Annotated in this window: 19 protein-coding genes; 14 read left to right on the plus strand and 5 right to left on the minus strand. The window is 63.8% G+C overall.

Annotated features, from left to right (window positions below; translation table 11 throughout):
* Positions 1-77 precede the first annotated feature (77 nt).
* Positions 78-422 (minus strand): CBU_0592 family membrane protein, encoded by a 345-nt coding sequence (locus N7568_RS10140; protein ID WP_261609704.1) that lies wholly within the window; start codon positions 420-422, stop codon positions 78-80.
* Between the two features lie 182 nt (positions 423-604).
* Here N7568_RS10140 and N7568_RS10145 point away from each other — a divergent pair, with 182 nt between their 5' ends.
* Positions 605-1,528: a LysR family transcriptional regulator gene (locus tag N7568_RS10145; protein WP_261609705.1), complete on the plus strand. Its 924-nt coding sequence runs from the start codon at positions 605-607 to the stop codon at positions 1,526-1,528.
* Between the two features lie 68 nt (positions 1,529-1,596).
* Here N7568_RS10145 and N7568_RS10150 read toward each other — a convergent pair whose 3' ends face one another.
* Both N7568_RS10150 and N7568_RS10155 read right to left on the minus strand, forming a co-directional pair.
* A complete protein-coding gene (locus N7568_RS10150) occupies positions 1,597-2,376 on the minus strand; it encodes an isocitrate lyase/PEP mutase family protein (RefSeq protein ID WP_261609706.1) in 780 nt (259 codons plus the stop codon).
* Between the two features lie 133 nt (positions 2,377-2,509).
* A complete protein-coding gene (locus N7568_RS10155; protein ID WP_261609707.1) occupies positions 2,510-3,718 on the minus strand; it encodes a GGDEF domain-containing protein in 1,209 nt (402 codons plus the stop codon).
* A gap of 723 nt (positions 3,719-4,441) precedes the next feature.
* Here N7568_RS10155 and N7568_RS10160 point away from each other — a divergent pair.
* Positions 4,442-5,689: a WD40/YVTN/BNR-like repeat-containing protein gene (locus tag N7568_RS10160; protein ID WP_261610009.1), complete on the plus strand. Its 1,248-nt coding sequence runs from the start codon at positions 4,442-4,444 to the stop codon at positions 5,687-5,689.
* A 7-nt stretch (positions 5,690-5,696) separates the two neighbouring features.
* Entirely contained in the window at positions 5,697-5,984 is a 288-nt protein-coding gene (locus tag N7568_RS10165; protein ID WP_159707990.1) for a MoaD/ThiS family protein, read from the plus strand.
* A 23-nt stretch (positions 5,985-6,007) separates the two neighbouring features.
* Here the strand turns inward: N7568_RS10165 and N7568_RS10170 are convergent, their stop codons facing one another.
* Positions 6,008-6,244 carry a hypothetical protein gene (locus N7568_RS10170; protein WP_159707992.1) on the minus strand — a complete coding sequence of 79 codons (237 nt, stop codon included), beginning with the start codon at positions 6,242-6,244 and terminating at the stop codon, positions 6,008-6,010.
* Positions 6,245-6,473: 229 nt separating this feature from the next.
* Between N7568_RS10170 and N7568_RS10175 the strand changes: the two genes are divergently transcribed.
* Entirely contained in the window at positions 6,474-9,197 is a 2,724-nt protein-coding gene (locus N7568_RS10175; RefSeq protein ID WP_261609708.1) for a VCBS repeat-containing protein, read from the plus strand.
* A 166-nt stretch (positions 9,198-9,363) separates the two neighbouring features.
* Here the strand turns inward: N7568_RS10175 and N7568_RS10180 are convergent, their stop codons facing one another.
* Positions 9,364-10,701, minus strand: coding sequence for an MFS transporter (locus N7568_RS10180; RefSeq protein ID WP_261609709.1), 1,338 nt, complete (start codon positions 10,699-10,701; stop codon positions 9,364-9,366).
* 204 nt (positions 10,702-10,905) lie between these two features.
* Here N7568_RS10180 and N7568_RS10185 point away from each other — a divergent pair, with 204 nt between their 5' ends.
* From N7568_RS10185 to N7568_RS10230, 10 genes are all read left to right on the plus strand, one after another.
* Positions 10,906-11,676 (plus strand): IclR family transcriptional regulator, encoded by a 771-nt coding sequence (locus tag N7568_RS10185; RefSeq protein WP_261609710.1) that lies wholly within the window; start codon positions 10,906-10,908, stop codon positions 11,674-11,676.
* 209 nt (positions 11,677-11,885) lie between these two features.
* Positions 11,886-12,800, plus strand: coding sequence for a shikimate dehydrogenase (locus N7568_RS10190; RefSeq protein ID WP_261609711.1), 915 nt, complete (start codon positions 11,886-11,888; stop codon positions 12,798-12,800).
* Positions 12,800-14,686 (plus strand): bifunctional sugar phosphate isomerase/epimerase/4-hydroxyphenylpyruvate dioxygenase family protein, encoded by a 1,887-nt coding sequence (locus tag N7568_RS10195; protein WP_261609712.1) that lies wholly within the window; start codon positions 12,800-12,802, stop codon positions 14,684-14,686. The genes N7568_RS10190 and N7568_RS10195 overlap by 1 nt, the downstream gene beginning before the upstream one ends.
* A gap of 51 nt (positions 14,687-14,737) precedes the next feature.
* On the plus strand, positions 14,738-15,607 hold the full coding sequence (gene pcaH / locus N7568_RS10200; RefSeq protein WP_261609713.1) for a protocatechuate 3,4-dioxygenase subunit beta: 870 nt from the start codon (positions 14,738-14,740) through the stop codon (positions 15,605-15,607).
* 4 nt (positions 15,608-15,611) lie between these two features.
* Entirely contained in the window at positions 15,612-16,226 is a 615-nt protein-coding gene (pcaG, locus tag N7568_RS10205; protein ID WP_261609714.1) for a protocatechuate 3,4-dioxygenase subunit alpha, read from the plus strand.
* Positions 16,223-17,662, plus strand: a complete 1,440-nt coding sequence (locus N7568_RS10210) for a lyase family protein (protein WP_261609715.1) — start codon at positions 16,223-16,225, stop codon at positions 17,660-17,662. Before pcaG ends, N7568_RS10210 begins: the two co-directional genes overlap by 4 nt.
* Positions 17,655-18,458, plus strand: coding sequence for an alpha/beta hydrolase (locus tag N7568_RS10215; protein WP_261609716.1), 804 nt, complete (start codon positions 17,655-17,657; stop codon positions 18,456-18,458). Before N7568_RS10210 ends, N7568_RS10215 begins: the two co-directional genes overlap by 8 nt.
* On the plus strand, positions 18,455-18,901 hold the full coding sequence (gene pcaC, locus N7568_RS10220) for a 4-carboxymuconolactone decarboxylase (protein WP_261609717.1): 447 nt from the start codon (positions 18,455-18,457) through the stop codon (positions 18,899-18,901). Before N7568_RS10215 ends, pcaC begins: the two co-directional genes overlap by 4 nt.
* A gap of 76 nt (positions 18,902-18,977) precedes the next feature.
* Positions 18,978-20,198: a thiolase family protein gene (locus tag N7568_RS10225; protein ID WP_261609718.1), complete on the plus strand. Its 1,221-nt coding sequence runs from the start codon at positions 18,978-18,980 to the stop codon at positions 20,196-20,198.
* 5 nt (positions 20,199-20,203) lie between these two features.
* Entirely contained in the window at positions 20,204-20,887 is a 684-nt protein-coding gene (locus tag N7568_RS10230) for a 3-oxoacid CoA-transferase subunit A (protein ID WP_261609719.1), read from the plus strand.

Genomic DNA, 20,887 nt, shown 5'->3' on the forward strand with positions numbered 1-20,887 from the left:
CCCAGAATAGGCTCCGGTCCCGGGGACGACGGCGGGACGTTACCTTTTGTGATGGAGGGCTGCTCGTGGTTCCGGGACTACGCGCAGCTGGCGGCCGGGCGTGCTGCCGCGACGATGACCTGGGCGGCAGTGTCCGGGCCCAGTGAAGGGCTTTCCGGAGCCTGGGCCACGACCCGCGCAGGCCGCTGCTTGGCCCGCATCCGGAGAAGAGCCACTGCCGAGATCAGGAACCAGGCGACATTCGTCACTACGGAAGGCCAGGCTCCATGGAGCGTGCCATTGACGATGAAGGCACATGAACCAAAAAGGTTGACCGTCTGGAAGGTGCTGCCCGCCTGCAACCAGCCCATGGACACTGCCATGTAGCCGCCGAGCATTGCCACTGCGCCGGCCCAGCCGGTGATTTCGAACAGCATTTCCATGGGAGTCCTTTCATGATTTTGGGCACCCGGATGAAGCCGGCGGGCGGCGTGTAGTCCTGAGTGGAGGCTTGATTCGGTAGTCGGTGGTGGGCGACTGAATCGTGCTTTTGAGTCAATATTGAGTGAGTAAGCCATTTAGTTCAATTGCAATATTCTGAAGCCCGTGTTTAGGAGCGCTTAACATGGATATGGACCCGCGCCGACTGCTGGTTCTTCTTGCCGTTGCCCGCACTGGAGGCGTTCTTGCGGCCGCTGATGAACTGCGGATTACACCCTCCGCAGTGTCGCAGCAGCTCAGCAAACTTGAGAACGAGGCCGGTCAGGCGTTGCTCCTGCGCACCCCCAAAGGTTCACTGCTCACGCCCGCAGGCCTGGCCATGGCAGAGGCGGGGGAAGAGATCGAAAGAGCCCTCAATGTTGCGCGCGGCCGGTTGCAAAGCGAGGTCAATATCGCAGGGGTGGTGCGGATAGGCGGATTCACCAGTTTCATGCGCACAGTGGTGATCCCGCGTCTTCCCGACTGGCGCAGCCAACACCCACAGCTGCAGATCCAGATCGTGGAGGATTCCTACCCCGCGTTGATGCGGTTGCTCCGGCAACGCCAGCTCGACGCTGTGGTGATTGAACTGGATTCGACGGCGGCCGAGCAGCATCCGATGGCGGCCGGAATGGTCCAGGAACCCTTGCTGGATGAGCCGTGGAAGCTCGTGGTGCCCGCAGGAAGCCTGCTTGGCACGGACAACATCGACCTGAGCCGTCTGCACTTGCCGTGGCTGGGAGTGGAGCCAACAACGGCCAACACAGCCGTGCTTGGGCGCCTCCGGCACTCGACGGGCGCCCGGATAGAGACTGTTCATCAGTACCACGACACACTCACCGCGCTCGCCCTCGTCGCTGCCGGTGAGGGCGTTGCGATTGTGCCCACCCTGGCACTTACGGGCGTCGTCCATGACCAGGTAGACATCCTGGATGTTCCTGGCCTGGGCACCCGGCACATCGCCCTGCGACGGTTCGACCGGAGAAAGGCAGCGAGCCTGCCCGTGGACACGGTGGCGCGCTTGCTGCGGGAATCTGCTGCGGCGTTCGACACCCGCTCGGGAACCTGACGTGTCCCGCCTTCGCAGGCGTGACACGTCAGGCAAGGATTCTTGATTCAGCCGATTCGGCAGTCCAGCTAGTTCAGGGCCGGAGTGTCGGCAGGGATCACGCCAGATCCATAAAGGTCGCTGGCCAAGTCCCGCAGTGCACGCAGAGCCACCCGCTGGGTAAACGGACCGTAGGACACGCGTGCCACACCAAGTTCCTGGAGCTCGGCGGCCGGCAGGGCCCCCGGTGCGCCGATCACGGAGAGTTTCCCATGGCCGAGGCCTTCCACCAGCGGCTCGATGACCTCGCGGGTCATGGCGCCAGGCACGAAGACCAGCGAAGCGCCGGCGTCCAGGAAGGCGCGTCCTCGGGCGATGGCATCTTCAATACTGTCTTGGATCGGCCGGTCCCCACCGCGGGCGATTGCGTCGGTGCGTGCGTTCAGCTGGAACGGGATGCCTTCGTCCGCGGCAGCCGACATGATCGCCTGCACGCGGGCAACGGCTTCGTCGAAGGGCCGCAATCGGTCCTCAACATTGGCACCCACCACCCCGATCCCAATGGCCCTCCGGATTGTCTCGGCCGGGTTGTCGTAGCCATCGTCCAGGTCGGCGGTGACCGGGTGGTCGACGGCGTCGACAATGCGTTTCACACCGTCCAGCGCGACGTCCAAGGGCATGGTGCCATCGGCGTAGCCAAAGGCCGCAGCAATCGAGTGCCCTGCCGTTGCAATGGCCTTCGTCTCAGGAAGCGCTGCGATTGTCCGGGCGCTGATGGCGTCCCACACATTTACCACGCTCAGGATTTCGGGGGCTTCGTGCAGGGCTTTCAGCTGCTGTGCACGTGCGGTGGTGTTTGCTTCAGTCATCGTCGTTCTCCGTCATCGATGTTCTCCGTGATCCACGGGTGGGAACCAGTCCCACTTGCCACCCTCAGCCTAGGCATAACGTCTCACAACGCGATACCAAGCGCCTGCGGACAGCGGAACGCCCTACCCTGAACTACGACGGCGAGTGGTTGGCTTCGGGCGCTGACTCGATTTCCACAGGGTCCGCTCCCACAACCCTGTTCCGCCCCTGGGCTTTGGCGCTGTAAAGGGCGGCGTCGGCCACGTTGATCATGAAGGCCAGGTCAGGAGTGTCCGCCCCGGTTGAAGTAACGCCGTAGCTCACTGTTGGGAACGGAAGACCGTCCGGACCCTGCATCGCGGACAGGCGGCTACTGATTTCCGAAGCGATGGCCTCTGCCCGCTGTTGCGTGGCTCCCGGCAGGAACAGGACGAACTCTTCCCCGCCGTACCGCGCCACGAGGTCAGTTGACCGGACCGAGGCGGTGCAGGCGGTGGCGAAGGCGCGGAGGGCGGCGTCACCGGCTGAATGCCCGTGTTCATCGTTGACTGCCTTGAAATGATCCAAGTCGGCCAGGACCAGGGCGGCGCCGTGATGTGACAGAGGCCCCTTGAGTTGCCTGGAGGCGAGCTCCAGGAAAGCACCCCTGTTCAGCAGTCCAGTCAGGTGGTCGCGATTGGCCCGTTCGCGGAGACGTTTGATCAGCTGTTTGTTGCTGAGCGTATTCATGGTGGAGGACACAGACACCAGGAGCATCAAGTGCATGAGGGCCGCCGGTGCATAACCGAAGAATGCGCGGAAGATTTCGCTGTCCGGCCCGGCCAGCACAAAGATGCTGGCCCGGAGCAGGTAGTAGATGCCGGTTAGCCCGGCGGCGATGGACAGGAACTTGGTGATTCTGGACCTGACAGGTTTCGCGAACCATAATTCCATGGCTGCCAACGTGATACCCAGCGTCGTCAGGCACAGGTACACCAAACCGCCGGACCATACGCTGGCTCCCGGGTCGTCCAGCGCCGATGCAAGGCCGCTGAGCAGGGGTGCCGGCGCCAGCATCCAAGGGCTGGCCCTGCGGTCCCGCAGGGTTCGTGCTCCAGCCCAGACGCAGAACGTTCCGGCGACCACCAACGCTTTGCCCGCCGGGTTGGCCCACACCTGGGAGGCAGTCCCATTCAGAAGGAAGGCGGCATTGCCAACGAAAAAGAGGCACAGGGCAACCCTCCACCACTCGGCGTAGGGCGAGCGTCTACGGGACGAGACACAGGAAATGACTATCAGGGTCAGGGTGACCAATGCGAGGACCATCCTTACGGAGAAGGGGTCCAGGACTATCGCTCCCTCTTGCAATGAGTGTGTAATCATGGCGCGACGCCGTTACCAGCCGAAGACCACTGATCCTTCACGGGTTTTTCTCATTGCCTGTCATTTCCGTAATTCACTGTTCCCCCAAGATTTTCTCTAGTGGCATTCGGCCACAAAGCCAATAGTCAAGCATGTTTTGCCCCAATAGTGAATAGGGAGGGCGCCTGGATTCAGGTTCGTGGGAAGGTGGATCGCAGTTGGAGGGCGGGAGGCTGTCCCCAGGCAGCGGGTGCGGGCGAGCGATTCCGGCGCCATGTGGTTGCCCCTGTTGCGGTCCCTAGCCCTTATTGCGCAGTGACTTCGAAGGACTCTTGATGCGGACCGCGGCCAACCCTGCGATGCTGCCCGACGCCAGCATAAAAAACAAGAGCACCAGTGAAGGGGCCAATAGTGGCGGAAGCAGCAGATTTTGCGATGCGGGCAATAAGGATATTGCTAAACCGGTCATGGAACAGCCGAATACCCAACTGAGCCTTCCAGTCATACGTATTGCCTGAGATTCTGTGAGCTTGCCGGAACTAAGCATCAAACCAGCCTAACGTGAAAACAGAGGCATCTCGTGAGAGTTTGTGCGTGGCCAAGCGCTACATCAAATCCTTGCTGGGGATGTTGCCGCACGCCTATAACGGAATCGGTACTGATTTATCGGCGATGGAAAATGCCGGCCCCGGCCCCAACGGGGCAAATATTCCACCCTTGCCACCCACCCGCCCTGATGGTTCGATGGGACTCATGGCAACCGCAGATACCGCAGAGAGTTATGTCTTAGCGATCGGGACCAAGAAAGGTCTGTGGTTGGCAACCAGCCCGGACCGCAAAGAGTGGTCCCTCTCCGGCCCGCATTTCCTGATGAGCGAGATACCAAGCATCGGGATAGACACGCGGGACGGCAAAACCCGGATCATGGTGGGCGTGCGCTCCGAGCATTGGGGCCCCACCGTGGCCCACTCCGATGACCTTGGTGCCACCTGGACCGAGCCCGAGCAAGGTGCCATCAAATTCCCGGACGGCACGGACGCCGCCTTGGAACGCATCTGGCAGATCTACCCCGACGCCGACTCCCGCCCCGGCGTCGTATGGGCTGGTTGCGAACCGATTTCCGTGTGGAAATCAACCGACGGCGGCGAACACTTCGAGCTGAACCGTGGACTCTGGGACCACCCGCACCGCAGCGAATGGGGCGCCGGCTATGGTGGCGCGGCTGCGCACTCGATCGTGGTGGATCCGTCCGGCGAAAAGGTCCACATCGCCATGAGCACGGGCGGCGTTTACAGATCGCTCGACGGCGGGACGTCCTGGGAGCCCCGCAACAAAGGCATCTCGGCCTACTTCATGCCCGATCCCAATCCCGAGTTCGGCCAGTGCGTTCACAAGATCGCAGCGGATGCCGCCGTCGAGGGCCGTTTGTACGCGCAGAACCATCACGGCGTGTACCGCACGGACGATAACGGCGAGAACTGGGACTCCATCGCGGAGGGGCTGCCGGCGGACTTTGGCTTCGTCATGCTGACGCATCCGCGGCGCGAGGGCACGGCATGGGTCATTCCGTTGAAGGCCGATGGCGAACGCATCCCTCCTGACAGCAAGCTCAGCGTTCACAGGACAGATGATGCGGGAAATACGTGGACGGAACTCCACACAGGACTCCCGGACCACGAATACAACGCCGTCCTGCGCGACGCCGCGTCCGTAGACACAGCCGAACCCGTTGGGGTGTATTTCGGAACGCGCGGCGGTGCCGTGTACGCCAGCGCCGACGAGGGCGGGACCTTTACTGAAGTGGCCTCGCACCTACCGGACGTACTGTGCGTGCGGGCCGCCGTCGTGGTGGACAACGCCGCAGGCGTGGAAGCCCCGCTGGCTGCGGCGGAAGCCAGCGTGATTGCCGAAGCCGCAGTGATAGTGGAGGAAGCGGCCCAGTCGATTGACCCCACTCCGGACGATCAATCCAGCGCCCCGGTACCTGGTTAGGCCCGTTGTGGCTGACTTTACGGTCCTGTTGCCTGGTGTCCTGCAGCCACTCGTCGGCGGACAGTCCTATCTGACTGCGTCCGCCGACGGGGCTGTGACCGTGGGACAGTTGCTGGATTCTGTGACCGGAGATTATCCGGTGCTGGCCAGGCGTTTGCGCGATGAAACCGGGGCCCTCCGCCGTTTCGTGAATATTTACGTGAACGGTGATGAGGTCCGGCGTCTGAAGGGTCTTGATACGGAGGTTGCGGCCGGCCAGGAGGTCCTGATTGTCCAATCCGTGGCCGGCGGCTGAGTGAGGTTTGGGGTCAGGCCGGTTCAGGCGACGCGCCAAACACTGCATTCGTCGGTATTGATGGCTTTCCTCATGCCTGAGACGTGATCCATGATCCAGACGACACCGATTCCCGGCGCGGTTTCCTGGACCTGTCCGCGGCGGATGACCACGTCATCGTAGGCGGGTCCCACGGACAGGCGGGCTTCGATCTCGTCTCCACGGTGGAGCTGGCTGATCGCGCGTATACGTGTTGTGTGTGTTGTGACTTCCTTCAACATGGTGGCCTCCTGGGCTGGAGCTTGTGCCTGCACTTGCCGGCTATTCCAGTGTGGCGGCCCAATGTTGCCACGGTATTTCGGGGCGGTTAGGGTCCGGTTAGCATTCCGGGTTGCTTGCATTTCCGCTGATCCAGCCCTGCCTTCCGGGTGCACTGCGGCCGCGGCTGTAGCCTGATCTCGGTTCTTGAGACTCACAGGAACCAACAGGCTCCGTCCCCGGGGAGATTCAATGGGTGTTTTGCGGCGATCGATCGCGTTGTCTACAGGCTTGGTGGTGTTTGCCACGGGCCTGTTTTTCGTCCAGGCACCGGCCACTGCCGTTCCCCTGCCGGGCCCGGACAATCCGAACGTCCAGTTCGTGGAGGGCACGCCGCACTCGGAGCATACGTTCGAGACGCCACCCGTTGATAACGCACCAAAGGGACAGGCCGACGTCGACTCCCTCCTCCGCGACGGGGCGCTGGCCGCCGGTCCGGGCGGAGATATCCGCGTCCGGCTGGTGACGGCCAAGCTGGCGGACAACACCAACCCGGTTTCGATGGCGGGTGCCGAGCAGGCTGTGGCTGCGACCAGCAGCTACTGGAAAGCGATGACGGCCAACAAGCTGTCCATGTCCGTTGCCAGCAAGGTTGCCGGGCACCAGTCCAAGGCGAAGTCCACGGACAGTTACAGCACCATCATGTCCACCATCACCAGTGAGCTGAAGTGGTCCGCGAGCCCTTACACGGCGTTGGTGATCTTCGTTCCCACGGCAACGCTGTCCGGGAATGCGCTGGGCGCCGGCTACAGCAGCGGCAGCTACAGTGGCCGCGTCCTGATGCCGCAGATCAGCAACTTCTCCAACAACGTGATGAGCCACGAATTCGGGCACGTGATCGGCCTGATGCACGCGGACGCACTGCAGTGCCGCAGCGGTGCTTCCGACGTAGGGGTGGACAGCAACGGGCGTTTCACCGACTCTTCCTGCTACATCCGCGAGTACGGCGACACCACGGACATCATGGGTGCTGCGCAGTACACCTCGCCCGTGGTGAGTTCCACGCTGTGGGACTTCGCCGGGCTGGGCCGTGGCGACGAAATCCGCGATGTCGGCGTTGCGTCGGGGGTCAAGAGCTACACCTTGAAGCCATGGGGCGGCACTGAGGCGCAGCGGGCCATCAAGTTCACGGATCCCATCAGCCGCGAGGTCTATTACCTTGAGCTTCGGCAACCGGCTGGGTACGACAACTACCTTTCGGCATCGACGCAGAGCGGCAACAGGGGCGTCAAAATCGTCCAGCGCGGCGGGGCCACCATTGCCTCGTCACTGATCCTCATGCCGTCGACCGTTCCGTTCTCCGAGCCCTACTACGCAAAGAACCACGCGTGGCAGGCTGGCAGCACATTCACCACCTACACGGGCACCAAGGTGACCATCAATTCCGTCTCGTCGACCTCGGCCACGGTCACCATCAACGCTGATCCCAAGCTCAAGACCCGCATGCGGTTCTCAGCAGGCGATTTCGACGGCGACAAACTCGCCGATGTCATTTCCCGCGAAGCCGACGGCTCCTTGCTCCTTTTCGCGGGCCTGCCCGGGAACCGCCTTGAGGATTCTGTGCGGATCGGCTCCGGATGGGACATTTTCAACGCCGTTCTGGGCACTTCCGATTTCACTGGGGATGGCTTTGCGGACATTGTGGCACGCAGCAGCGACGGTGCCCTGTGGCTCTACCCCGGCAACGGCAAGGGCGGATTCCTACCCAGAAGCCAGGTTGGCATCGGATGGCAGGGCTTTACCCAGTTAGTGGCTCCGGGGGACTTCAACGGGGACGGCCGTGCGGACGTGATCGCGTCCGACCCTGACGGCCGCCTGTGGCTCTACCCGGGCAACGGCTCTGGTGGTTTCCTTGCCCGGGCAATGATCGGTCAAGGTTGGGATTCGTTCAACAGCCTGGCCCCGGCCGGGTCCTTCGGCGGAGGACCGGTGGGGCTGCTGGCCCGGGCCAACGACGGCACGCTTTTTGTCTACCCCGGCGATGGTGAGGGCGGCTTCCTGCCGCGTGCCGCCGTCGGAAGTGGCTGGAACGGCGCCGGCGACATCGTCGGCGGGCAGGACCTGACAGGCGATCAGCGTGCCGACGTCCTCGCGGGCGCGTCCATGATCCTGTACCCGGGTGACGGCGCCGGCTTCGCCGACCGCCTGGCGATCGGCACCGGCTGGAACCAATTCAGCCAAGTCTGGGAAGCCGGGGATTTCGACGGCGATGCTGTCGCTGACATTTTGGCGCGCGGCACCAATGGCGTCCTGTGGCTCTACCCGGGCAACGGTTCGGGCGGCTTCCTGCCGCGCGTGCAGCTCGGGACGGGCTGGAACGTCTTCACGGCGGTACTCAGTGCCGGGGATTTCGACGGCGATAAGCACCCCGATCTTGTGGCCAGGTCCTCCGATGGGACGCTATGGCTGTATCCCACCGACGGGAAGGGACAATTCCTGGCCCGCAAGCAGATCGGTACGGGCTGGCAAGGGTTCACGGAACTGCTGGCGCCGGGCGATTTCTCGGGTGACGGCCGCGCCGATATTTTGGCGAGGGCCGCTGACGGCAGCATGTGGTTGTACCCGGGCAATGGCGCGGGCGGATTCCAGCCGTGGCGGCAAATCGGCACCGGCTGGAACATCTTCAACGCGGTGATGCAGGGCAGCGACTTCAACGGCGATGGCAGGGAAGACGTACTGGCCCGTGGGACTGACGGCGCACTTTGGCTCTACCCGGGCAACGGCAGCGGGGGTTTCCTCGCCCGGCAGTACCTGGGCTCGGGCTGGAATATGTTCACCACCTTCGCGGCCATCGGCAACGCGTTTACCGGTACAGGCGATCCGTCCCTGGTGGGCGTGGCCGGGGACGGAACGTTGTTGACGTACTCCGGGACGGGCCGGGGCGCGTTCAAACCGGTGGCGCTGAACCCGCGGTAGCTTTTCCATGGCCTCGTCGGCTGAGGCTTTAGCCACATCAAAATAAGCGCTCTTTCCCGGTTGCCTCCGGCCGCCCAGGGTCCTGGACAGTGAAAGGCCCGGAATGTCAGGTGACATTCCGGGCCTTTGGTTCTCCGGACCCAGTAACCGGGCAGGAGCGTCAGTGTTAGGCGTGCTGCGCTTGCTTGTGCAGGCCGAGCTCCGCGGTGGGTGTCTTTGCAGACTCGCGGGCCGTCATGGCCGAAACTGCTGCGATGACACAGATCACTGCGGTGAAGATGGAGATCTGCACCCAACCACCCGGCTTGGTGCCGCCCAGTGCGGTCACGATTGCCGGGGCGAAGCCTGCCATGAGGAATCCGAGCTGCGTACCGATGGCCAAGCCGGAGAAGCGGACCTTCGTGCTGAACATTTCACCGTAGAAGGACGGCCACACGGCATTGGCGGCTGCGTAGCCGAAGGAGAAGAACACCACGGAGACCAGGAACATCAGCGGCACCATGCCCGACTCGAGCGTCAGAAGGAAGACCGGAGTCATGATCGCGCTGGCGAAAGCCCCGTAGATGAAGACGGGCTTGCGGCCGATTTTGTCTGCGAGCATTCCGAACAGCGGCTGTGTTCCGAGGGCCACCACGTTGGCCACGACCACCAGCCAGAGCGTGATGGTGCTGTTGACGCCCGCAACATCCTGGGCGTATTTGATGGCCAAGGTTCCAAAGACCGTACTCACTGCGGCGATGAAGGCACAGCAGACCACGCGGAGGACGTCGCGCCAGTGGAGCTTAAGGAGGTCGGCAACCGGCAGTTTGGAGATCTGGTTGTTCTTCTTGGCTTCAGCGAATGCCGGCGGCTCGTGCAGCGTGCGGCGGATAAAGAAGGCCACCAAGACCACCACTGCGCTGAGCCAGAACGGGATGCGCCAGCCGATGCCGTACTTGATCTCGTCCGGCAGGGCCACCACGGGAATGAACACGAGGGCTGCAAGAATCTGGCCACCCTGTGTGCCGGTGAGGGTCCACGAGGTGAAGAACGAGCGGCGATTATCCGGGGCGTGCTCCAGCGTCATGGACGAGGCGCCGGCCTGCTCGCCAGCTGCCGAGAGGCCTTGGCAGAGCCGGGCGAGAACCAGCAGGACGGGGGCCCACCAGCCGATGGTCTTGAAGTCGGGGAGGCAGCCGATCACGAAGGTAGCGGCACCCATGAGGACCAAGGTGAACATGAGGACCTTTTGCCGGCCGATCCGGTCACCGAAGTGGCCCAGGATCACGGCGCCCACGGGACGGGCGACGTATGCAAAGCCAAAGGTCGCGAACGACATGATGGCTGCGTTGGCATCGGCGGATGGGAAGAACACGTGCGGGAAGATCAGGGCTGCGGCCGAGCCGAAGATGAAGAAGTCGTAGTACTCGACGGCGCTGCCCAGGAAGCTTGCAAGCGCGGCTTTCTTGGGTGTTCCTGTGGTGGTTTCAGTGCCTGGCGTCGCTGACGGCATTGTTTGGCTCATGGGAGGTTCCTTCTGTGACGACGATGTCGCGGATCTAGCTTCTATGGGAAGACCAGAACGAGGTGCGGCCGGATCATCCCGAAAAGTAACCACATGGTGAGAGCTACTTGTGCAATACAGCAATGGTGGCTGTGAGTGGGGTCACTTGTCAAGAGAAGTCACCACCATCTAGAAATGACTCTCACTATGTGAGAGCATCGGGTTATGAGTGTGAAAGAGGACACAAAGACCGACATGGTCGGCAAGGCCCTGAGCCTATTGGTATTGCTGGGTAATGAACCACGCGGGGCAAGTGCCGCGGATTTGGCGAGGAGTGCCAGCCTCCCGTTCAGCACCACCTATCGCCTGCTGGGCTCGCTCACGCGGGATGGGTTTGTTGATTATGAGCCCGATGGTCGCCGCTATCACTTGGGGTTGCGCGTCTTCCAGCTCGGCCAGCGCGTGTCCAATCACCACGGCTTCGCCGCCACTGCATTGCCGGTCCTGCAGCGCGTCACCGAGCGCACGCATGAGGCCACCATCCTGTCCGTCCGCGACGGCAACCATCATCTGACGGTCAACAAGGTGGATGGCCCCAAGACCTTCCGCGTCACCAGTGATCCCGGCCATCTGGGTGCACTGCACACAACCTCCGTGGGTAAGGCGATTGTGGCCTTCGAGGACGAGATCGAGCGGAAGCGCCTGCTGGAGGAACTCCCGCTGGATCCGCTCACCGAGCACTCGATTACCGACCGCGACAAGTTCCGGGCGGAAATCGAGCAGGTGCGTCGCCAGGGGTACGCCGTCATGGATGAAGAGAACGAGATCGGCATGCGCGCCGTCGCCGTACCGGTCCTTAATTCCCAGGGTCACGCCTTCGCCTCACTCGCCACTGCCGTGCCGGTCTTCCGCCTCACCATGGAGGAGCTCATCGCGCACGTGCCCACGTTGCAGGAGGCCGCGGCTGAACTCGCGGCCCGTCTGCCCCGGCGATGACCCGTCGTTGTGAGGTCCGCTCTACATGCCAAACACGCGTTATTGCGTGCAGAGTGGGCCCCGCAACGAGCGAACTGCACGGCAATTGTTCGCGATAAGAACATGCGTGCGGAATATGAACACTTGTAGTAATCTAAATAACACCCCGGTCAGGCGGCGCCCCACAAAGCGCCAAGAGCCCGCGGTGCTGAAGTCAAAGGAGCTTTAGGATGAGCAACCGAGCCGAGTCCGTTCTGGTGGGCCTCATAGGCGAAGGCGTCATGCCCTCGCTCACGCCGCCCATGCACGAACGCGAAGCCGATGTGCAGGGCCTTCGCTTGCTGTACCGCCCCATCGACCTGCTGGAACTCGCGCTGCCGGCCTCCGCCGTCGGGGATCTCCTCACCGCAGCGCAGCGCATGGGATTCAACGGCCTGAACATCACGCACCCGTGCAAGCAGCTGGTGCTTGAGTACCTTGATGAAATGTCCGACGACGCCCGTCGCCTCGGTGCCGTCAATACGGTCCTTATTCAGGACGGTCGGTTTATTGGCCACAACACAGACTTCTCCGGCTTCGGCGCGGCGCTCGCATCCGGTCTCCCGAACGCGAAACTGGATCGCGTAGTGCAGCTCGGTGCAGGCGGCGCCGGCTCGGCCGTCGCTTACGCGCTCCTCAAAGCAGGCGTCAGCACGCTGGACCTTGTGGATATGGACCCTGCCCGCGCTGCGGAACGTGCCGCTGAACTCAGCGGGCTCTTCCCGGAAGCCACCGTCACGCCGAGGACTCCTGCGGAACTAAGCGGGATCATGCCCCTCTCCGACGGCCTGGTGCACTGCACTCCCATCGGCATGGCCGCCCACCCCGGCCTTCCCCTCGACATCGCACTGCTGGAACCGCGCCACTGGGTGGCTGACATCGTCTACCGCCCTATCGAAACGCAACTGGTGCGCGAAGCGCGCGCCAAGGGCTGCGACGTGCTCGACGGCGGCCGCATGGCGGTCGGTCAGGCGGCCGACTCCTTCAAGCTCATCACAGGACGCGAACCAGACCGTGACCGTATGCGCGCACACTTCCTGGAACTGATCGCGGGGGAAGACGCAGCAGCTGCGCTGGCCCCGGAGCTGACGAAGGCGGGCCACTGATGCGCACCGGAATCGCCACGGTCTGCCTGTCCGGCACGCTGAAGGAGAAGATGCAGGCCTGTGCCATCGCGGGATTCGACGGGATCGAGATCTTCGAGCAGGACCTCGTCACGTCCCCGCACAGTCCGGAGGAAGTCCGGAAGATGGCCGCGGACCTCGGCCTGGGCCTGGATCTGTACCAGCCGTTCCGGGATTTCGACGGCGTCACTCCGGACCTGCTGAAGGCCAACCTCAAGCGGGCCGAGGCCAAGTTCAAGCTCATGTCCCGCTTGGGCATGGACACCATCCTGGTCTGCTCCAACGTAGCCACGGCAACCATCGACGACGACGAACTCCGCGCCTCCCAGCTGGCGGAACTCGCCGGGTTGGCCGGGGATCACGGCGTCAAAGTTGCCTACGAAGCCCTGGCCTGGGGTAAGTACGTCAACGATTACGAGCACGCCTACCGTCTGGTGGAGATGGTGGACCACCCCAACCTCGGAACGTGCCTGGACTCCTTCCACATCCTTTCCCGCGACTGGGACACGGCGCCGATCGAGCAGATCAACTCTGAGAAGATCTTCTTCGTCCAGGTCGCGGACGCCCCCAAGCTCTCCATGGATGTTCTGTCCTGGAGCCGCCACTATCGTGTGTTCCCAGGCGAAGGCCAGTTCGAGCTCGCCAAGTTCATGGGCCACGTTGTCCGCGCGGGCTACACGGGCCCGGTGTCCTTGGAAGTCTTCAATGACGTCTTCCGTCAGGCGGACACCGAGCGCACCGCTGTCGACGCCATGCGCTCCCTGATCTGGCTGGAGGAGCAGAGCGCCAAATGGTTGGCAAGCACCTCTGTGGAAGCCGGGACAGAAACCGCCGCCGGTAACGGAAGCGCGTCCCGCCGTCGTTATCCCATGGAACTGGCCACGCTGCCCAAGGTGAACGAACCCGCCGGCTTCAACTTCGCCGAGGTCAAGGCCGACGACACCGCGCAGCTGGAGAAGCTCCTGGGCCAGCTGGGCTTCGAGTTCGAAGGCCGTCACCGCACCAAGGATGTCCAACTCTGGACCATGGGCCAGGCCCGCGTGATCATCAACGAGCAAGCGGCATCGCACGCGGAACCGGCTATCGCCGCTTTGGGGTTTGACGTCGACTCTCCAGTGATTGCCTCCGCTCGCGCCCAGCAACTCAAGGCGCCCGTGGTGGCCCGCAAAGTCCAGGCCGACGAGGAAGTCTTCCAAGGCATCTCCGCCCCGGACTCCACCGAGATCTTCCTCTGCCAGGGCAGCCCGGACGGCACCGCGGCATGGACGCACGAGTTCGGCGAAGGGCTGGAGCAGGTTTCCAGCGCGCAGAACGCCGTGATCGACCACGTGAACCTGGCCCAGCCCTGGCAGCACTTTGACGAAGCTGTCCTCTTCTACACCAGCGCTTTGGCCTTGGAACCGCAGCCGTTCGCCGAGGTCCCCAGCCCCAGCGGCCTGGTTCGCTCGCAGGTCATGGAGACCAGCGACGGGACGGTCAGGCTGGTCCTCAACCTGGCACCCGCCCAGCAAGCCCAGGAAACAGCACGCAAAACGTACCAGGAACACATCGCCTTCGCCGTGGACGACCTCGTGGCCACGGCCAGGTCAGCCCGCGAGCGTGGCCTTGAGTTCCTGCAGATTCCGGCCAACTACTACGAGGACCTGGACGCCCGGTTCGATCTTGAACCCGGATTCCTGGCCACCCTCAAGGAGCTCAACCTCCTGTATGACCGGGACGCCAACGGCGAATTCCTCCATTTCTACACCGCCACCGTGGGCAGTGTGTTTTTCGAAATGGTGGAGCGCCGCGGCAACTACGACGGCTATGGGGCGCCCAACGCTCCAGTGCGCCACGCCGTCCAATACGACTCGCTCCACCGGGTGTAACCCGCCGCCGCCCCGCAAACCAAGAGAACCATCAACCGAAAGGAGCCGGCCGTGCCGCAAGAACAGACAGCACAGGCGCTTGAATCCGAGGAACTCGTGCCGCCCGCTGAGCCACACGCCGCCCACCATTCCAAGAAGGTGGAAACCCAGGCGGATCTCAGTGCTGAGATCAAGACCATCGGGGACCGCTACGCCCAGGCCCTGAAGAACGGCAGGGGTCCCGAGACCATGCCACGCCTGGACTATGCACCGTACCGCAGCAGCATCCTGCGACACCCCACCAAGAGCCTGCACCACGCGGACCCGGAGACCATCGAGCTCTACTCGCCCGCGTTCGGCCACCAGGATGTGCACGCCCTGGAATCGGACCTGACCATCCAGCACAACGGCGAACCCCAGGGTGAGCGCATCATCGTCGCAGGCCGCGTCCTCGATGGCGACGGCCGCCCGGTTGCCGGCCAGCTCGTGGAGATCTGGCAGGCCAACGCATCTGGCCGCTACATCCACAAGCGCGACCAGCACCCGGCGCCGCTGGACCCGAACTTCACCGGCGTCGGCCGTTGCATCACCGGTGACGACGGCTCGTACAGCTTCACCACCATCAAGCCCGGCGCGTACCCGTGGAAGAACCACTTGAACGCCTGGCGTCCGGCGCACATCCACTTCTCCATGTTCGGCTCGGAGTTCACGCAGCGCATCGTCACCCAGATGTACTTCCCTGGTGACCAGCTCTTCCCGCTGGACCCCATCTACCAGTCGATCGTGGACCAGGATGCACGTGACCGACTTGTGGCGGAGTACGACCACGAACTCACCAGCCCCGAATGGGCGCTCGGGTACAAGTGGGACATCATCCTGACCGGTTCCAAGCGGACCTGGACGGAAAACGAAGCTTACGGCGACGCCGGGGACGAGGAGTAGGCACATGAGCAAGCTGACACCCACACCGGGCCAGACCGTTGGTCCCTTCTACGGCTACGCGCTTCCCTTTAACAAGGACAACGAACTCCTGGCTCCGGGCAGCCCCGGCAGCATCCGCCTGCAGGGCACCGTCTACGACGGCTCGGGCAGCACCATCCCGGATGCCATCCTGGAGATCTGGCAGCCGGACTCCGAGGGCAACATCGTGCAGCGCACCGGCTCCCTGGTCCGCGACGGCTACACCTTCACCGGCTGGGGCCGCGGCTCCGTGGGCAACTCCGGCGTGTACACCTTCACCACGGTCAACCCCGGACCCACGGCACCAGGCGCTGCGGCGTTCATTTCAGTTGCGGTCTTCGCCCGCGGCCTCATGAACCGCCTCTTCACCCGCGTGTACCTGCCGGAAAACGAGGAAGCGCTGGCCAACGATCCGCTGTTGAGCTCCTTGGATCCTGAGCGCCGCAAGACGCTCATCGCCCGCCGCGATCCTGACGGCGGCCTCACCTGGGACATCCGTCTGCAGGGTGGCGACGAGACCGTCTTCCTGGATTTCCAGAAGGACGGTTCCTTGGATACGAGCGTCAACGCGGACCATTCTGCACGGGAAAACCAGGCATGACCGACGGCGACTTCGGCCTCCTTAGCCCCGTCTCGGCGTCGCCCGCTGTGGCGGCGCTGACGGGCGACCATGCCGTGATCGCGGCGATCCTCGACGTCGAAGCCTCCTGGGCTGCCGTCCTCGAGGACGCGGGACTTGTCCCCGCCGGATCCGCTGCTGTGGTGGCCGAAGCCGCCGATGCCGGTTCCTACGACATGCTTTCGGTAGCGGAACGCGCCCAGGGTGGCGGAAACCCGGTGATTCCGCTTCTCGGTGACTTGCGCGCCCGCGTCCGGGAGTTGGACACCACCGGAATCGGCGCCGGTAAAGCTGTCCACACCTCGCTGACCAGCCAGGACGTCCTGGACTCCGCCCTCATGCTGCTTGCCAGCCGCACCGTCACGGCGCTGCTGGTCGACGTCAAGGGCACGACGACGGCGCTCGCTACCTTGGCGGAGCAGCATGCGGACACGCTGTGCGTGGGCAGGAGCCTGACGCAGCATGCGCTTCCGTACACCTTCGGGCTCAAGGCCGCCCAGTGGTTCCAGAGCGTGGCCGCTGCGGCTGCGCGGCTGGAGTCCCTCGAGTTGCCGGTCCAGTTCGGCGGGGCGGGCGGAACGCTGGCTTCGGCCACGAAGCTGACTGCTGGTTCTGCCTCCACACCTTTCGACTTGGCTGATGCGCTGGCTGCCAAGCTGGGCCTTGAGCCAGCTCCCGCGCCCTGGCACACCAACCGCCTGCCCATCACGGCCCTCGGCGATGGGCTCGCTGCCCTGGTCGATTCCTTTGGCAAGATCGCCGCCGATCTCCTGTTCCTGAGCCGCCCGGAAGTTGCCGAGCTCGGCGAACCGTTGGCCGCCGGCCGCGGAGTTTCCTCGGCCATGCCCCAGAAGCAGAATCCGGTGCTGTCCGTGCTGGTCCGCAGCGCGGCATTGCAGGCGCCCGGTCCAGCGTCGCAACTGCACCTCGCGGCGGCAACCTTCAACGACGAACGCCCCGACGGTGCCTGGCACAGCGAGTGGCCGGCCCTGCGCCAACTCCTCGCCTTGGCATTGGGAGCCGCTGGACATCTTCTCGAGCTCACGGAAGGCCTTCGTGTCTTCCCGGAAGCCATGCGCCGGAACCTCGAAATCTCTGGACCGCTGCTGCTCAGCGAAGGTGTGGCGGCCGGCGTCGCACCTCTCCTCGGGGAGGACGGGAAGCAGAAGCTGCAGGGCGTCGTCGACGAAACCCTGAAGGCACCCGCCGCCGAACAGTCCCGCATCTATACCAAGCTGCTGCGCGAAGCCGTCCCTGCCGACAAACTGTCCGATGCGGAGCTTGATGCGCTGCTGGACCCGGCGAGCTACCTCGGCGAAGCCCAGGAGATCAGCCGCCGCATCCTCGCCGCTTACCCGCACTTCTCCGCGCCAGCCGAAAATCCTGGAAACCCATCGAAAGGAGCCATTCGTGGCTAAGCCAACTGTCAAGGCCGTGCTGCTGTCCCCGCAGCGCGAATTGGGAGCCAAGCCGCTCCTGGTGGTGGGTCCGTCGCTGGGCACCTCCACGATTCTCTGGACGGAAACCGCGGCCCTCCTGGGCAATGACTATGACGTCATCGGCTGGGACCTCCCCGGCCACGGCATCTCGCCGACCGTCACCGAAGGTTTCGATATCGCGGAACTGGCTGACGCCGTCGTCGACCTTGTTGACTCTGTGAGCCCCGGCGCGAAGTTCCATTACGCGGGTGTTTCGATGGGTGGGGCCACCGGCCTGCAGCTCGGCATCAAGCACGGCGACCGCCTGAACAGCCTGTCCGTCCAGTGCAGCGGTGCCAAGCTGGGCACACCGGAAGGCTGGCTGGAACGCGCGGAGACCGTCCGCAAACTCGGCACTCCCGTGATGATCCAAGGCTCGGCGGAACGCTGGTTCGCACCCGGTTTCATGGACCGCCAGCCGGAAATCAGCAGCCGACTTCTGCACTCCCTGCGCGACGCCGACCGCTTTGGTTACTCATTCTGCTGCGAAGCCCTCGCTGCGTTCGACGTGCGCGAGCAGCTCGGCAGCATCGCTGTTCCAACCCAGGCGATCGCCGGCAGCGAGGACACGGTTGCTCCGCCGTCGTTCGCTGAAGCTGTTGCCGCTGGCATCACCGCGGGCGGCGGTACCGCCACGGCTGAAACGCTCGACGGCGTAGGTCACCTCGCGCCCGCCGAGGCGCCGGCAGCTGTGGCTGAACTGATGCGCACCTTCATGAAGGAGAACGGACGATGACCCCTGAATCCCAGCACAATGGTGCTGTTCAGCCCGACGCAACTACGCAGGACATTTACGACGCCGGCATGGTGGTCCGCCGTGAAGTGCTCGGAAACGCGCACGTGGACCGCGCGAACGCCAACAAGGATTCCTTTACCGAGGATTACCAGGACATGATCACCAGGATCGCCTGGGGTGGCATCTGGACGCGGCCCGGCCTGAGCCGGCAAATGCGCTCCGCCGTCACCCTCACAGCGCTGGTGGCACACGGTCACTGGGAGGAGCTCGCCATGCACGTCCGGGCGGCCCTCAACAACGGCCTGAGCAGGGACGAGATCAAGGAAATCCTGCTGCAGACAGCTATCTATTGCAGTGTTCCGTCGGCCAATTCGGCCTTCAAAACGGCCCAAAAAGTATTCGCCGAGATCGACGCGGCTTCCCCCTCCAACGAACCCAACTGAGTCGCACTTCAGGTCGTTCTGAACGCTGAAAACGGCCTGAACTGCCACTCAGTTGGGCAGATAGAAAGTGAAACCCATGAACCAGGCTTTTGTGTACGACGCCGTGCGCACTCCCTTTGGTAAGTTCGGCTCCGGCCTTGCTGCGGTCCGTCCCGATGACCTTGCTGCGCACGTGGTCCGTGAGTCCGTTCGCCGGGCGCCGGGGCTGGATGTTGAGCGGATCGACGAAGTCGTGTTCGGCAACGCCAACGGTGCCGGCGAGGAAAACCGCAACGTTGCCCGCATGGCCACTTTGTTGGCTGGCCTGCCGGTGTCCATTCCGGGAACCTCGGTCAATCGGCTGTGCGGCTCGTCCCTGGATGCGGCGATCATTGCGTCGCGGCAGATCAACGCCGGCGACGCTGAGCTGATGCTGGTGGGCGGCGCCGAATCCATGTCCCGTGCGCCCTGGGTTTTGCCGAAGACGTCCAAGCCCTACCCGGCCGGTGACATGACCTTGGCCTCCACCACGCTCGGTTGGCGTTTGGTGAACCCGGCCATGAACAAGGACTGGACCATCTCCCTGGGCGAGGCCACGGAACGGCTGCGCGAGAAGTACGGGATTACGCGGGAACGCCAGGACCAGTTTGCTGCGGATTCGCACAACCTGGCCGACGCTGCGTGGAACGAAGGCTTCTACGATGCTTTGGTGACAGCGGTGCCGGGCACCGACCTTGTCCGGGACGAGGGCATCCGTGCCGGTTCTTCGGCGGAGAAGCTCGCTGGTTTGAAGACCGTCTTCCGTCCCGAGGCTGCCGGGCCCGACGGCGGTACGGTCACCGCCGGGAACGCCTCGCCTTTGTCTGACGGTGCTTCGGCGGCGTGGATCGGTTCGGAAGCTGCTTCCTCGATCCTCGGCATGGAGCCCCTCGCCCGCATCGCCGGCCGCGGTGCGCATGGCAACGACCCCCAGTTCTTCGGCTTCGCCCCGGTGGAGGCCGCGAACAAGGCCCTCGCGAAGGCGGGCATCGGCTGGGACCAGGTGGGCGCCGTCGAACTTAACGAAGCGTTCGCCGCGCAATCACTGGCATGCGTTGACGCGTGGGGGATCGACCCCGGAATCGTGAACCAGCACGGCGGGGCGATCGCGATGGGCCACCCGCTCGGTGCCTCCGGTACCCGCATCCTCGGCACCCTGGCCCGGTCCCTGCAGGCTTCCGGCCAACGCTGGGGTGTCGCGGCGATCTGCATCGGCGTGGGCCAAGGCCTGGCTGTGGTGCTCGAAAACGTTACTGCCGGTGTTTCGGAAGGAGTCTAAGGATCATGCTGAATTTCATTGACACTGTTGGCGAGGCTGTCGCCGGCATCAAGGACGGCTCCACGGTGATGATCGGCGGGTTCGGCAACGCCGGGCAGCCGTTCGAACTGATCGACGCCCTCATGGATTGCGGCGCGAAGGACCTGACCGTGGTCAACAACAACGCCGGCCAGGGCGACCAAGGCCTGGCGTTGCTGATCAAGGAGGGCCGGGTCCGCAAGATGATCTGCTCCTTCCCGCGGCAGTCCGATTCCTGGCACTTCGACGCCAAGTTCCACGCCGGTGAGATCGAGCTGGAGCTGGTCCCGCAGGGCAACCTGGCTGAGCGCATCCGGGCCGCGGGCGCGGGTATTGGTGGATTCTTCACTCCGACCGGTTACGGCACCACGCTGGCTGAGGGCAAGGAAACCCGCATTATCGATGGACGGGGCCAGGTGTTCGAAACGCCGATCCACGCCGACGTCGCCCTGATCAAGGCACTCAAAGCCGACGGCAAGGGCAACCTCGTGTACCGCAAGACCGCCCGCAACTTCGGCCCGATCATGGCCGCCGCTGCCAAGCACACCATCGTGCAGGTATCGGAGATTGTGCCCACCGGTTCCCTGGACCCGGAGAACGTGGTGACACCCGGTATTTACGTCAACAGCGTGGTCCGCGTCGGCGGTTCCAGCGCAGAACAGGTGGCCTGA

Origin of the sequence: Paenarthrobacter aurescens, assembly GCF_025421775.1 — a bacterium.
GTDB classification, from domain to species: domain Bacteria; phylum Actinomycetota; class Actinomycetes; order Actinomycetales; family Micrococcaceae; genus Arthrobacter; species Arthrobacter aurescens_B.

Coding starts and splice junctions, on each gene's coding strand:
- N7568_RS10140 (WP_261609704.1), bottom strand. CDS start 422: ATGGAAATGCTGTTCGAAATCACCGGCTGGGCCGGCGCAGTGGCAATG.
- N7568_RS10145 (WP_261609705.1), top strand. CDS start 605: ATGGATATGGACCCGCGCCGACTGCTGGTTCTTCTTGCCGTTGCCCGC.
- N7568_RS10150 (WP_261609706.1), bottom strand. CDS start 2,376: ATGACTGAAGCAAACACCACCGCACGTGCACAGCAGCTGAAAGCCCTG.
- N7568_RS10155 (WP_261609707.1), bottom strand. CDS start 3,718: ATGATTACACACTCATTGCAAGAGGGAGCGATAGTCCTGGACCCCTTC.
- N7568_RS10160 (WP_261610009.1), top strand. CDS start 4,442: ATGGGACTCATGGCAACCGCAGATACCGCAGAGAGTTATGTCTTAGCG.
- N7568_RS10170 (WP_159707992.1), bottom strand. CDS start 6,244: ATGTTGAAGGAAGTCACAACACACACAACACGTATACGCGCGATCAGC.
- N7568_RS10175 (WP_261609708.1), top strand. CDS start 6,474: ATGGGTGTTTTGCGGCGATCGATCGCGTTGTCTACAGGCTTGGTGGTG.
- N7568_RS10180 (WP_261609709.1), bottom strand. CDS start 10,701: ATGAGCCAAACAATGCCGTCAGCGACGCCAGGCACTGAAACCACCACA.
- N7568_RS10185 (WP_261609710.1), top strand. CDS start 10,906: ATGAGTGTGAAAGAGGACACAAAGACCGACATGGTCGGCAAGGCCCTG.
- N7568_RS10190 (WP_261609711.1), top strand. CDS start 11,886: ATGAGCAACCGAGCCGAGTCCGTTCTGGTGGGCCTCATAGGCGAAGGC.
- N7568_RS10195 (WP_261609712.1), top strand. CDS start 12,800: ATGCGCACCGGAATCGCCACGGTCTGCCTGTCCGGCACGCTGAAGGAG.
- pcaG (WP_261609714.1), top strand. CDS start 15,612: ATGAGCAAGCTGACACCCACACCGGGCCAGACCGTTGGTCCCTTCTAC.
- N7568_RS10210 (WP_261609715.1), top strand. CDS start 16,223: ATGACCGACGGCGACTTCGGCCTCCTTAGCCCCGTCTCGGCGTCGCCC.
- pcaC (WP_261609717.1), top strand. CDS start 18,455: ATGACCCCTGAATCCCAGCACAATGGTGCTGTTCAGCCCGACGCAACT.
- N7568_RS10225 (WP_261609718.1), top strand. CDS start 18,978: ATGAACCAGGCTTTTGTGTACGACGCCGTGCGCACTCCCTTTGGTAAG.
- N7568_RS10230 (WP_261609719.1), top strand. CDS start 20,204: ATGCTGAATTTCATTGACACTGTTGGCGAGGCTGTCGCCGGCATCAAG.